Source organism: Alkaliphilus peptidifermentans DSM 18978 (assembly GCF_900101495.1).
Classification (GTDB): Bacteria; Bacillota; Clostridia; order Peptostreptococcales; family Natronincolaceae; genus Alkaliphilus_C; species Alkaliphilus_C peptidifermentans.
Genome location: NZ_FMUS01000003.1, coordinates 175691 through 189707, shown reverse-complemented (window position 1 = coordinate 189707; position 14017 = coordinate 175691). Strand labels below are relative to the sequence as shown.

Genomic DNA, 14017 nt, shown 5'->3' with positions numbered 1-14017 from the left:
CATCCTTATTTATATATTTAGGTATTATTTTTCGATAATTATTTGAATATTTTTACAGCTTATATTGACATTATACAAAATTAACCAAAATTCATCAAGAAAATATTTCTAGTTTCTGTTATCCAATGTAATTAATTCTATACTAAAAAGGAAAAAACCTGCTAAAAATTAGCAGATTTTTAAATTTAGTTATAATTGCTTATGTTCCGTCCGTTCAATAATTTCATTTTGTAGGTTTTTATTTAAATTATTAAAATAATCACTATATCCTGCCACTCTTACTATAAGATCTCTATATTTTTCGGGGTTTTTTTGTGCCTTTCGAAGGGTTTTAGCATCGATTACATTAAATTGAATGTGATGTCCGTCAAGTCTAAAGTATGATCTAACTAAATGTGTTAGCTTTTCCAAACCCGTTTCCCCATCTAGGACACCTGGAGCAAATTTTTGATTTAATAGTGTCCCTCCTGTTTTTAAATGGTCCATCTTTGCAGCAGACTTAATTACTGCAGTTGGTCCCAATCTATCGCTACCCTGAACCGGTGATATACCTTCAGAAAGAGGGGTTCCTGCCCTTCTTCCATCTGTTGTAGCACCAATTACTGAACCAAAGTAAACATGGCACGTTGTTGGTAGCATATTAATTCTATAGGTACCATTTCTCATGGTCTTTCTACCATTTACCGCTTCATAGAATATGTTAAAGACCTCTACCATAATATTATCTGCAGCATCATCATCATTCCCATACCTTGGGGTTTTATTAAGTAATAGCTGTCGAATATTTTCTGTTTCTTGGAAATCTTTATTAAGTGAATCCATCAGTTTACCCATTGTTAGTCGCTTGTTTTCAAATACATGATGCTTAATTGCCGACAAGCTATCGGTGATTGTACCAATTCCTACACCCTGTATATAGGTTGTGTTATATCTTGCCCCACCTGCGTTGTAGTCAACTCCCTTCTTAATACAATCATCAATTACTATGGAAAGAAAGGGTGATGGCATATTTATAGCATATAGCTTTTCAATAATATTGTTTCCATAAATTTTGATATCAATAAAATGCTTTAATTGCCTTTTAAAGGCACCCATCAGTTCATTAAAGCTTTTCAACTCATCTACATTTCCTGTTTGCAATCCGATTCTTTTTCCTGTTCTGGGGTCAATTCCATTATTAAGTGTTATCTCCAATATCTTTACCAGGTTAAAGTAACCCGTTAGAATGAATGCCTCCTTTCCAAAGGCTCCTGTCTCTACACAGCCGCTGGTGCCTCCACATCGAGCATCTTCAATGGATTTTCCCTGTCTTATGAGTTCCTCCATTACTGCATCGGCGTTGAATATTGAAGGCTGCCCCCAACCTTCTCGTATTATTTCTGCTGCTTTTTTAATAAACTGGTCTGGATTCTTCTTACTAACCTGTATATTTGAGCTGGGCTGTAATAGTCTCATTTCATTAACAACCTCAAGTAGCAAATAGGATACATCATTTACTCCATCAGAGCCATCCACCTTCATGCCACCAATATTTATATTGGCAAAGTCTGTATATGTACCACTTTCCTGTAATGTTATTCCAACCTTTGGAGGGGCTGGCTGGTTATTAAACTTTACCCAGAAGCATTCTAAGAGTTCCTTAGCATTATCTTTACTCAATGTTCCCTCTGCAATTTCATTTTTATAAAAAGGATATAAGTGCTGGTCCAGTCTTCCAGGGTCAAAGGCATCCCATGTGTTTAATTCAGTTATAACCCCTAAGTGAATAAACCAATAGCCCTGCAATGCCTCCCAAAAATTTCTTGGCGAATTTTCAGGAACGCGGAAGCAAACCTCTGCAATTTTCTCTAGTTCCAGCCTTCTCACTTGATTTTTTTCAGTTTTAGCAAGTTCCAGAGCTTTTTCTCCATGCCGCCTAGCAAAAACCGCTATTGCATCTGCACATATTTCCATAGCCTTAAGCTCTTCAGCCTTTTCATAGGCCTGAGGGTCATTATAAAAATCAATGCTGGCTAGGCTTTCTTTTATATCCTTCTTAAAATCCTTAAAACCCTTCTTGAAAATTTTATCATCTGCTACTGTATGTCCTGGCGCCCTTTGCTCCATAAACTCAGTAAAAATTCCAGCTTCATAGCAATCCTGCCACTGACTTGTCATTGAATTTATTAGCTTATCCCTCATTGATTTACCCTGCCAATAGGGTATAATCCTTTCGGAATGGATTTTTTTCACTTCATCGCTTACCTTAAAAAAAATCTTCTCTCTATCGTTCATGATTTGTAAATCCTCTAGTGTATGACAGCATAACTCTGGATAGGTTGGTGTTTCTTGAGGTGCAGGGCCTCTTTCACCAACTATCAGCTCCCCTTCGTTTATGCATATTGTTTTGTTTGCCATCAAATGCTTGAAGGCCAGGGCACGAAGCACTGGTATAGAAACCCGTCCCTCATATTTTTCATATGCCTCTGTCATCAGTACAGCCCTTTCAATTGAAATCATAGGTATGGCGGTCTCACTTTGAAGCCTCAATTTTTTTACTCGGTCGTTCATTCCTCTATCAACTGTCATTTTTTATCATCCTCCTATTTTAACTTCATAGCCAAAGGCTTTAATTTTTTCTTTTATTTTAAACATTTTTTCTTCAGTGGGTGACTTTAATCCCTTCAGCCTATAATCTTCATTAATCTTTGTATACTTATCAATACCAGTATCATGGTAGGGAAGGATATGCACCTGCCTTACACGTAATTTTGAAAGATAATTACAAATTTCAATAATATTTTCGTCATCATCATTAATGGAAGGTATTATCGGTAGCCTTATAATTATATTATCATGACACTTTACAAGCCTTTCTAAATTATTTAATATAATAATATTAGTTACTCCAGTGTATTTTTCATGAGCTTTGGAATCCATAAGCTTTATATCATACAGAAATAAATCAGTAACTTTATGAATTTTTTCAAAATCATTCCAAGTCCCATAACCCGATGTATCTACAGCAGTATGAATTCCCTTAAGCTTACACTGAGATAATACTTCATATAAAATGTCTGCTTGTGACAGAGGTTCACCACCTGAAAAGGTTACACCTCCTCCAGATTCCTCATAAAATACTCTATCCTTTTCTATCTCCTTCATCAAATCAATTGTACTCATTTTCTTTCCGATTGCCTCTATAGCTGATGTTGGACAAATTACATCGCATCCCCTACATAAATTGCAATTATCCTCATTCCTTACAATAGTATCTTTATAAAAACTAAGACTTTGTGTTTTGCATGTCTCTATACATTCACCACAATGAATACATTTACTGGCACTAAAAACCAATTCCTCTTTAAAGCTTTTACTTTCTGGATTATGACACCACCAGCAATCTAAAGGGCATCCCTTAAAAAACACCGTTGTTCTTATTCCCGGTCCATCATGTAAAGAAAAGCGTTGTATATTGAATATTGTAGCTTTTTTCATTAAATCACTCCTTTGTATGAAGAGTTACGCACCCATTATCCTATGCAAGTTTCATACCATTTTATAGCAATAAATGAAATCAAGGTATATCCACAATATATGTAATGAAATAAGGTTATTCTTTAAGACAGGGTAAAAAAAGTCCCAAAAACGAGACAATAAAATTTACTTCGTCTCATTTTTGGGACTATTCATCAATTATGGTTTTCCACTCAATACCATGCTTTTTTATCTTATTATGAAGGGTTTGCTTTGGTACATTCAGTATTCTTGCTGCTTTAGCACAATTTCCATTTGTTTTTTCTATTGCCATTTCTATTATTTGTTTTTCATATTCAGATAGCTCTTCCTTTAAAGAAAGCTGTTGTTGTTTATTTTTGTTTTCCTCAATTTCATTATTGAGTATTCTCTTATTGATTATGTTAATGGGCAAGTCTGATTGCTGGATAAAATCCTTATCTATAAAGTGCATCATACCTTCTATGACATACTTTAATTCTCGAATGTTTCCAGGCCAATCATAGCTACATAGAGCTTCAGTTGCCTTTGAACTACTTCCTTTTACTCTTTTATTCAATTTATTATTATAATAATTAATATAATATGACGTTAGTAGTGGAATATCCTCCTTACGCCTTCTTAAGGGAGGAAGCTCTATTGAAAGAACATTAAGCCGATAGTAGAGATCTTCCCTAAGGGTTTGCCCCTCCACTGCCGTAATTGGATCTTTATTGGTGGAGGCAATTACTCTTACATCTACAGTAATTGTCTTTGTTCCACCTACCCTTCTAATAATTCCATCCTGCAAGACTCTTAATAGCTTTCCCTGTAGCTGCATATCCATAGAGTTGATTTCATCTAAAAATAAGGTTCCTCCATCCGCCAACTCAAATAATCCAGGTTTATCAACAGCACCTGTAAAGCTACCGGAGGCTGTTCCAAATAATATTCCCTCTAATAATGTAGCTGGCAATGCTGCACAGTTTTGTGCAATAAAGGGTTTTGCTCGCCTTAAATAGCTATCGTTATGTATTGCCTGTACTACTAGCTCTTTTCCAGTGCCTGTTTCACCACAAACCAAAACTGATGAAGGACTATTTGCTATAATCCTTATTTGCTTCTTTAGTCTGTCAATTGCATTGCTCTCTCCAATAATATCATCTATAGTAAAGCTGGTTCCATTTCCTTCATAATGCTTTTTCTTTAAATTCTTATTATATAGCTCATGCTGTAGCTTAATAAGCTTTTCTGATAATTCCTTCACCTGAGAAAAGTTTCTATATATCTCAAGGGCTCCAACCTGTGTTCCATCTTCTATTAAAGGAATTGTAGTAGTTACAGTAGTAACCATTTGTCCCTTATAATTTTGATAGGTTTGTACATAGTCAATAATAGCTTCATTACTCTTTAATACCCTATAAAAAGTGCTGGTTTCTGGTGTTAAATCTGGAAATATTTCTAAAATGTTTTTCCCGATTGCCTCTTCCTGTGAAATACCTGCAATACTGGTGGCAGGCTCATTATAGAGAACTACATTGGCATTTGTATCCACAACCAATATTCCCTCATCGGTATATTTTAAAATGGATTCTAGAAGATGACTATAGTTCATTTTTTTACCCCCTCACCAGTGTTAATTATTAATTACCTATTATTAAATATTATCCCACAGGATGATATTACTTTCAATAAAATTGATGATTTATAAATCCCCTAACTTAGCATTAGGGGATTGTTTAATATGGTGCTATTTAATTGTAAAACTAGAGATCTCTTTTTCAAGGGCTTCGGCCAACTCACTCAATCCATTTGCATAGGAGGTTACCTGTTCGATACTTGCCAGTTGCTCTTCAGTTGAAGCAGAAACCTGCTGTGTGCTGGCAGCTGTCTCTTCCGATGCAGCGGCTATAGTTTCTATTACTCCAATTAATACATCTTTTCTTTTTCTTATTTCATCTTGGTGTTCTTTAATTTCCTTTACCTTATTTGAAAGAGCTTCAATGGAGGATGAAATCTTCTCAAAGATGCTTTTAGTTTCTTCCACTGCTAATTCTTGCTCTTCAGCTGTTTTATTTGTTTTATCCATGGCAGAAACTGTTTTATGGGCTTGTGACTGAATTCCGCCTATAAGGCTTTTAATGTTATTGGCAGCCGACGAAGATTCTTCTGCAAGCTTCCTAACTTCTTCTGCTACTACTGCAAAACCCTTGCCATGTTCTCCTGCCCTTGCAGCCTCAATTGCTGCGTTTAAGGCCAGGAGATTGGTTTGCTCAGAGATTTGACTAATTACCAGTGTAATAGTACTTATTTCCTCAGCCCTCATTACCATATCATTCATTAAAATGCTAACTTCCTTTGTGGATTCCTTTGTTTCTATAGATTTATCAGCCAATGACCTAACAATATGTAAGCCTTTTTCACTGAATGCATCAGTTTCAGCAGATATTGCCTCCATCGCCATTGTGGAACTTACTACCTCTTCAATGCTGTCTGCTAACTCACCCGTTTTTATTGTACCTGTATCCAGTTCTTTTGCCTGATCATTTGCTGTCATGGCTATTTGTTGTACCGCTTGAGCTATTTCCTGTGTTGCAAGATTTGTTTCATGAGTCATTTCCTTTAATGAAGCTGAAGATGTTTTAACTGTGTTTGAGGAATTCTTTATATTCTTAATTAACCTGATAATGTTTTTTTGCATATTCATTACAGCATTTCCCACAAGGCCAACCTCATCTTTTCTATTAAGTAGATTGTAAGGTATTTCTTGTGTCAAATCACCAGACTCTATGGCATTTAGGTACTCTGTTATTAAAACTAAAGGCTTTGCCAGTTTATTAGAGAATAAAATGGAAATTATTATTACAACAGCAATTAATAGAAGAGCCAATACTAAAATATTATCTCTTATTTGATTTGCACTAGCCAATAACTCTTTATCAGAGATTATAGCAATAAACTGCCATTGAGTTTCTGGAGATGTGAACACATTTGCTATATATTTCTCTCCATCTACTTCAATTGCTAAATAATTAGAATCAACATCTAATAGATTATTAAACTCATCAATGTTTAGTTCAGTTAAATTCTTAAAATTATAGCTTGAATCTTTGGAATGTGCCAATATAGTTCCTTCATTATCGGCTAAAATTATATATCCTGTTTGGCCAATTTCAATATTCTTAACCATATCTGTAAGGCCATCTAGGCTTACATCAAGTCCCTGGACACCAACTATTTTGCCTTCATCATTTCTAATTGTCTTCACTGTACTAACAATAACAGAATCATCGGCTTCAAAATAGTATGGATTAGTTCGAATTATAGAATCTGTATCATTTATAGCAGTTTTATAGAAGGGTCTCTCCCTTGGATCATATCTTTCCATTATATTTCCCGCTGGCCATTGGATATAGCCCCCATATTCAGTAGCCATGTATACATAGGCAGACCTTGGGTGGGTTTTAGCAAAAATGACAAACATATTATAAATTTCTTCCTCTATACCACCATTTTCAGACGGTGTCATTTGTAAGTCTTCTGGCGAAGTTTTATCCATATATGTTGTGATAGAGTCATCCATATTCTTTATTAAAGGTAAACTAGCAAATAAGTTTACATTTTCTGCAACGGATTCAAAATATGTATTTATAATATTATTTACTTGAACAAGCTCCTTTTGAGTTGCTATGACATAATCTTCGTGGATACGGTTTGTTACCCTATCATTAACAACAAAGCTTATAACTAGAATGGGTATAATTGTTATTAATATGAAGATTGCTACTAGCTTGTTTCTTAAGCCAAAAAAATTATCTCTTTTCCTTTTCATATAGACTACCTCCCAGTATGATAAACATAGTTATAATATAATCATATTTATATTATAACATAGAGGTGAGCTTTTCTATAATATGTTATTTTTAAATTATATTTTTCTTAAATATAGCTCTCCTGCATCAGTTATTGTAACTTCAAAATTTTGGCCAGAATCTTTAAGAGTTTTTAATTAATTTACTTACAAAAGGTTCATCGGCAGGAGCAAATTTATAATTTATTAACTCTGGAGGCTTCACCCACATAACCTTGTCATGGTCCTTCAAGCTTATATTGCCACCTTTTGCCTTAGCTAGGTATGCTATTAGCTTTATTTTCATGTTTTCATATTGATGTATATTGCTATCAAAATAGCTATCTATTTCTAAATCAAGGTTCATTTCCTCCAATAGCTCCCTTTTTAATGATTCTTCAGGTGTTTCACCTGTTTCTATCTTTCCTCCTGGGAATTCCCAATGTCCAGCTTGCGATTTTCCCGCTTTTTTACGAGCGATCATTATATATCCCACCTCATTGGTGATGATAGCAGCAACAACTTCAACCATAAGCATCTTCCTTTCTTTCGTAGTACAATCAATTACAATAGCTATATATGTTTTATTCATTCTTTATTATCTCCATTATTATGTTTCAATTTTATAATAAAAAACCATCTCCCAATAAATATTGGAAAATGGTTTAGATTTGGTGCGGATGATGGGACTTGAACCCATATGAGCGTTGCTCACTACCCCCTCAAGATAGCGTGTCTGCCGATTCCACCACATCCGCATAAATTCTTCATGTCTAGCACCTTAATATTATAATATCAAGGCCGTAAAAAGTCAACACCAACCATATTTTACCACAAGTGAAGAAAACATAAAGAAAGAGGTAAGTAAACCTCTTTCTTATTTAAGCTCTTTATCTTGCTTCAATAAACCATCCTTCTATTCCATTAAAGCTGTTATCAATTTGAGGTTGAAGGTCACCCTTAACCTTATCTCTTACTAATATTGCTCTATTTTGAAAGAATAGACTGAAGTATGGTAGTTCATTTGAAATATGCATTTGCAAAGCATCGTAGTTATTTTTCTTTTCTTCTCTATTTGCTGAGCGGAAGGCTTCAACCAATAGATTGTCCATCTCTTCATTATTATAGGCAATAAAGTTTGTGTCCTGTAAATGAGCTGAGTGGAAGGCAAATGATAAGTCCTGTCCTATGCTTAATTCCCAACCACCTAATAACATATCATATGAGTTTGTGTTAAGCTGTTCATTCAATTCTTCCCAGTCTAATAATTTAACCTCTACCTCTATTCCTATTGCTTCTAGTTCATCTTTTATAAAATAAGCTGTTTTTTCACGTAGTAGATTATCATTATTAGTGACAAGTATAAGCTTAAGCTCTTCACCAGCTTCATTACTTCGAACCTTGTCTTCTGAATGTACATATCCGGCTTCCTCTAATAAAGCTGTTGCCTTGTTTGCGTCATAACCATACTGTAGGCTTTCTTCATTATATAACCAAGATTGAGGAAATACTGGTACATCAACTACGGTTCCGTGTCCTAGATAGATATTATTTATCAGCTTATGACGATCAATTCCATAGGCAATAGCTTTTCTTATGGTTGGGTCATTAACCAGCTTATTTCTTGAGTTAAAGCCAACAAATTCATAGTAATTACTCACATATTCATAAACATTAACATTCTTACTATCTGAATATTTTCCCCAATCGATTGAGATAGGTTCTGCAAAGTCTATATCTCCATTTTCAAACTGAGAAAGCTGTGCTTCTCTATCTGGTACAATATTTACAGCAATGTTATCAATATATGGGCTTTCTCCCCAGTAAGCATCATTTCGCTTAAGCTTCATATCCCTCATTGGCTGATGCTCTTCCAGTTGATAAGGGCCTGTCCCTATTATTGGAAAGCTCTCACTATCTAGGTTACTGGCCTTATTTCCATCAAATAAATGCTTTGGCAGTATAGGAAAGGTCATTACCTCTAGACCGTTACTGAAGGGTCTTGTAAATGTAACCCGTATACGGTTTTCATCAATGATTCTCATATCAGAAATCTGTTGAAGACTCATTCTATATACAGAAGTATTTTTTACTGATGTAATATTACCCTTTATCACCTGAAATGTAAAAAGTACATCCTCAGCTGTAAATGGCTGTCCATCATGCCATTTAACACCATTTCTTAGAGTAAACTCGATGCTTTGTCCATCCTCTGCTATTTCCCATTTCTCAGCCAAAGCCGGTTGAAGCTCTAATTCCTTGTTAAATGAAATTAGCCCTTCAAATATTATGTTCTGTAGCTGTTTAATGCCTTTGTTATTATTGAAAAGCGGGTTAAATGTATTAAATCTAGTTACTGATAGGTTAAGGGTTCCTCCCTTGATAGGCTCCAAGTTTTCAATAATCTCAACTGAGTTGTTTGGCTCTTCTACTACAATTTCCTGGCTACAGGCTGCTATCAACATAGTCATTATTAATACCAGCAATAAAAATATTTTTTTATGCTTCATCAAAGTATGTCCCCCTTTAAAAAGTAGCAATAATTATAAACATTATCTACTCCATTATATACGATTTAAAACTCTGTTGAAATAGCTAAATATAACTTGTTAAAATAAGGTATATTGTCTTAAATATGAAAGAAAGCCTCTAACACCTTCCTGGTAAATAACTCTATATCTTGTATAATCTCTATTTACCCTTTGCAGGTATATTCTTGTTTCTCCAAAGGGTATTACATCTAGGTCTTTTCCATCACTGCTATACTCAGGATTATCAAGCCATCGGGATACATTACCATTACCCGCATTATATGCTGCTATAATTAGTTGTAAATTGTCACCAAACTCTCCATATAGAATATTTAAATACCAACAGCCAATTCTGATATTAAGCTCAGGCTCAAAGAGCATTTCCTCTGAATAATTTTCTATACCGAGTTTTTCTGATGCCCATTCTCCCGTAATAGGTGCAATTTGCATTAACCCCCTTGCTTCCTTTCTGGAAATTGCATCAGGATTAAAGCGACTCTCGTTACGAATTATTGCTGCAACTAGATATGGGTCTACATCATACATATCAGAATATTTATCTATAAGCTCCTGATAATGGATAGGATAGATTGTTTTTAATATCCAGTCTGCGTTGTTTAATAGTAATATCCCTACTACTAATATAAAAGTTAATGTTATGAGAATACGTATTTTTTTTCCAATATATATGATCAACAACAATCCCTCCGAGGTATCAGTTAACTTTCACTTTTTTTAATACACTTTCCACTACTTCTTTCAACTCAGTAAAGCTAGCCGAATTATCTATAATTTTATCAGCATATTTCTTTTTCTCTTCAAAGCTCATTTGAGAATTAATTCTAGCCTTGGCTTCTTGTAAGCTTAATTTATCTCTTAACATTAATCTTCTAAGCTGTTCTTCGGCTGTTATTTCAACAATCCAAACCTCATCTACAAGTGACATTAACTCCATTTCGATTAACAACGCAGCATCTAAAACTATAACGCCATTAGACATTTTTTTCTTTATATCTTTTATTTCACTTTCTATCTCCTTTATAATAAAAGGATGTGTTATACTGTTTAGTTTTTTTAATGCTAAGTTATTATTAAATACATAAGCACCAAGCTTTTTTCTATCCAATTCACCATTGTTAGTAATATACTCTTTACCAAAGGTAGCTTCAATTTGTATAAAGGCTGGCTTACCCTTCTCAACAATCCGTCTGGCAATAATGTCCGCATCAATAATAATAGCACCTAACGCCTGAAGTATCTTTGATATGCTGCTTTTCCCACTGGCTATTCCACCTGTCAAGCCTATTACTCTAGTCATTAGTATCACCTTTATTTTTATTTTCATCAGTACTTAAAAACTTAATAGAGTATTTTTGTTTATTTAGCATCATACCATGTATCTCCAAAGGAGAGATCCGCCTTTAATTGAGCTTTTAATTCTATTGCATTTTCCATACAATCCTTTAACAGCTTTTCAACTATATCCAGCTCATCTCCTGGAGCTTCAATTATAAGCTCATCATGAACCTGCAAAATGAGCTTTGCTTTAAGATTATTTTTCTTAAGACTTTCATATACCTTTACCATTGCAATTTTTATTATATCAGCTGCACTTCCTTGAATGGGTGTATTCATTGCTATTCTTTCGCCAAATGAACGTATATTAAAATTGCTTGAATGTAATTCTGGTAAATATCTTCTTCTATTCATTAGTGTCAATACATATCCTTTTTTCTTCGCTTCTTCTACACTACTAGTCATATACTTTTTTACATTTGAATATTTTTCTAAATAGCTTTCAATGTATTGCTTAGCCTTGGCCCTTGATATATTCAAATTTCCACCTAAGCCAAAATCACTAATACCATAAACTATACCAAAGTTTACTGCCTTTGCACCACTTCGCATTTCCGATGTTACCTCATCCATAGGTACATCAAAAATCTCTGAGGCTGTTCGGGTATGAATATCTTGATCTTTTTCAAAGGCATCTAGTAAATTTACATCCTCCGATATATGAGCCAAAACCCTAAGCTCAATTTGAGAATAGTCGGCATCAACAAATTGATAACCCTCCTTGGCAACAAATACCTTTCTAAGTCGACGTCCCATCTCCAGCTTGACTGGTATATTTTGCAGGTTGGGCTCTGTACTGGAAATCCTGCCTGTTGTAGTCACAGTTTGATTAAAGCTGGAATGAATTCTCTCAGTTATAGGATTAATTATACTTAGCAAACCATCAACATAGGTTGATTTTAGCTTTGTAACCTGACGGTACTCAAGTATTTTAGGAATTATTTCATGACGATCGATGAGTTTTTCAAGAACCTCAGCATTTGTAGAATACCCAGTTTTCGTCTTTTTAATTGGAGGCAGCTCTAGCTTTTCAAAAAGCACCTCCCCAAGCTGTTTAGGTGAGTTTATATTAAAGTCTACACCTGCTAAAGCATATATATCCTTAGTTAATAGGTCTATCTTATCTCCAAATTCTATTTTTAGAGCTTCTAGCATTTTCCTATCAACCTTTATTCCTTCTATCTCCATTGATGCCAGAACTTCTGTAAGGGGTAGCTCCACATCATAATATAGCTTTTGTAGGTCCAGATTAATAATTTTTTCCATAATAGGTTTTGTTAATTCTAGTACAGCGTTACCATGTTGACACATGTATTCTTCTATCTTTAAGGAATCTATATTACTGGGTTTTAATTGTTGCTTCCCTTTTCCTCTTAACTCCTCTTCATCCATAATAGTTTCATTTAAATAGAAGGTAGTTAACTCCTTTATCCCATATGTTGATTTTGCAGAATCAATTAAGTATTCTCCTATCATTGTATCAAATACAATGTTTTTCAAATTTATATTGTAGGGAGCAAAATGAATTATTTCTTTTTTTATATCATGACCAATTATCTCTATGTTATCAGCTTCTAAAATATCCTTTATTGCTTCCATCACACTATTATGATCATCTATAGCCCTAAGGTCTAAAAAGAAAATATCTTTATCTGTAGCCATTGAAATACATATAATTTTATCGGTAAGCATATTATTTTCTTCTGTTATTGACTTAATAGCAACCTTTTTTGCGTCCTTAATTATATCCTTTACTTTAATCATTGAATCTAAATCTGTTATTCTATGGGTTATCTTTTCCCTTTTTTCAACAGTTGCTTTATTGGTCTGGATGGCAAACCTATTTATTAAACTATTAAATTCATACCTTTTGAAAAGCTCGACTATTTGATCATAGTTCCCTTCAGTTTTTCTTAAGCTCTCAAGCTCTATTTCAACAGGAACATTAGTTATAATGGTGGCTAATCGCTTACTCATAACAGCATCATCTATATGGGCTTCGATTTTTTCCCTCAATTTGTCAGCCACTATTTCATTAGTATTCTGAATAAGCTGCTCAATAGAACTAAACTGCTTTATTAATTTGATAGCAGTTTTTTCACCTACTCCTGGCACACCTGGAATATTATCGGATTTATCACCCATTAAGCCCTTTAAATCGATAAATTGCAATGGTGTTACCTCGTATTCCTGAAACACTGCATCATCGTCATAGGTAGCCAAATTAGAAATTCCTTTTTTTGTAATAAGTATCTTTGTTGTTTTTGAAGCAAGTTGAAGTGCATCCTTATCTCCAGTTACAATTAAGCTTTCCATTCCCTTTTTTTCACAGTATTTTGATAATGTTCCAATTAAGTCATCAGCTTCAAAGCCTTCTGCTTCAATTCGATACACATTTAATGCATCTAAAATTTCCTTTAGTGGTGCCATTTGCTCTGCCAGCTCTGGCGGCATTTTTTTTCTGCCTAGCTTATAATCTCCATATTCTTTATGTCTAAAGGTTGGTGCCTTTAAGTCAAAGGCCACACCTATATATTCTGGGTCGTACTCATCATAAATTTTACTCAGCATTGTCAAAAATCCATACATGGCATTTGTGTATTTACCGTCCTTTGTTACTAATGGTGGTAGCGCATAAAATGCTCTATTAATTAAACTATTTCCATCAATAATTACTATACGATCTTTAATCATTTATTTACCATCCCCTTCGAAAGGTATTATATTCGGTATCAATATTTTAACACTAATTATAATCGCTGTAAAACCTATAACATTATTATTTACATAAGTACAGAATAAAAGC

9 protein-coding genes and 1 tRNA gene are annotated in these 14017 nt (G+C 34.2%); all 10 read right to left on the bottom strand.

The window, feature by feature from the left end; translation table 11 throughout:
* Positions 1 to 189: 189 nt before the first annotated feature.
* Entirely contained in the window at positions 190 to 2568 is a 2379-nt protein-coding gene (gene hypD, locus BLP68_RS03765) for a trans-4-hydroxy-L-proline dehydratase (protein WP_330389049.1), read from the bottom strand.
* Positions 2569 to 2574: 6 nt separating this feature from the next.
* A complete protein-coding gene (locus BLP68_RS03760; protein WP_091540175.1) occupies positions 2575 to 3477 on the bottom strand; it encodes a glycyl-radical enzyme activating protein in 903 nt (300 codons plus the stop codon).
* Between the two features lie 187 nt (positions 3478 to 3664).
* Entirely contained in the window at positions 3665 to 5089 is a 1425-nt protein-coding gene (locus BLP68_RS03755) for a sigma-54 interaction domain-containing protein (protein ID WP_091540172.1), read from the bottom strand.
* A gap of 135 nt (positions 5090 to 5224) precedes the next feature.
* Positions 5225 to 7306: a methyl-accepting chemotaxis protein gene (locus BLP68_RS03750; protein WP_091540169.1), complete on the bottom strand. Its 2082-nt coding sequence runs from the start codon at positions 7304 to 7306 to the stop codon at positions 5225 to 5227.
* 163 nt (positions 7307 to 7469) lie between these two features.
* On the bottom strand, positions 7470 to 7916 hold the full coding sequence (locus BLP68_RS03745) for a (deoxy)nucleoside triphosphate pyrophosphohydrolase (RefSeq protein ID WP_242876894.1): 447 nt from the start codon (positions 7914 to 7916) through the stop codon (positions 7470 to 7472).
* Between the two features lie 80 nt (positions 7917 to 7996).
* Positions 7997 to 8082, bottom strand: a tRNA-Leu gene (locus BLP68_RS03740).
* A 132-nt stretch (positions 8083 to 8214) separates the two neighbouring features.
* Positions 8215 to 9834, bottom strand: a complete 1620-nt coding sequence (locus BLP68_RS03735; RefSeq protein ID WP_091540167.1) for a peptide ABC transporter substrate-binding protein — start codon at positions 9832 to 9834, stop codon at positions 8215 to 8217.
* Positions 9835 to 9933: 99 nt separating this feature from the next.
* Complete coding sequence (locus BLP68_RS03730; protein ID WP_330389048.1) at positions 9934 to 10551, bottom strand: lytic transglycosylase domain-containing protein; 618 nt, start codon at positions 10549 to 10551, stop codon at positions 9934 to 9936.
* A 19-nt stretch (positions 10552 to 10570) separates the two neighbouring features.
* Positions 10571 to 11173, bottom strand: coding sequence for a dephospho-CoA kinase (coaE, locus tag BLP68_RS03725; RefSeq protein ID WP_091540165.1), 603 nt, complete (start codon positions 11171 to 11173; stop codon positions 10571 to 10573).
* Between the two features lie 59 nt (positions 11174 to 11232).
* The gene (gene polA / locus BLP68_RS03720; protein ID WP_091540162.1) at positions 11233 to 13905 is read right to left on the bottom strand and encodes a DNA polymerase I; all 2673 of its coding nucleotides are present in this window, start codon (positions 13903 to 13905) and stop codon (positions 11233 to 11235) included.
* Between the last annotated feature and the right edge of the window lie 112 nt (positions 13906 to 14017).

Bases quoted from the DNA above. Each gene is read 5' to 3' on its own strand.
- hypD (WP_330389049.1), bottom strand. From the start codon at position 2,568: ATGACAGTTGATAGAGGAATGAACGACCGAGTAAAAAAATTGAGGCTT.
- BLP68_RS03760 (WP_091540175.1), bottom strand. From the start codon at position 3,477: ATGAAAAAAGCTACAATATTCAATATACAACGCTTTTCTTTACATGAT.
- BLP68_RS03755 (WP_091540172.1), bottom strand. From the start codon at position 5,089: ATGAACTATAGTCATCTTCTAGAATCCATTTTAAAATATACCGATGAG.
- BLP68_RS03750 (WP_091540169.1), bottom strand. From the start codon at position 7,306: ATGAAAAGGAAAAGAGATAATTTTTTTGGCTTAAGAAACAAGCTAGTA.
- BLP68_RS03745 (WP_242876894.1), bottom strand. From the start codon at position 7,916: ATGAATAAAACATATATAGCTATTGTAATTGATTGTACTACGAAAGAA.
- BLP68_RS03735 (WP_091540167.1), bottom strand. From the start codon at position 9,834: ATGAAGCATAAAAAAATATTTTTATTGCTGGTATTAATAATGACTATG.
- coaE (WP_091540165.1), bottom strand. From the start codon at position 11,173: ATGACTAGAGTAATAGGCTTGACAGGTGGAATAGCCAGTGGGAAAAGC.
- polA (WP_091540162.1), bottom strand. From the start codon at position 13,905: ATGATTAAAGATCGTATAGTAATTATTGATGGAAATAGTTTAATTAAT.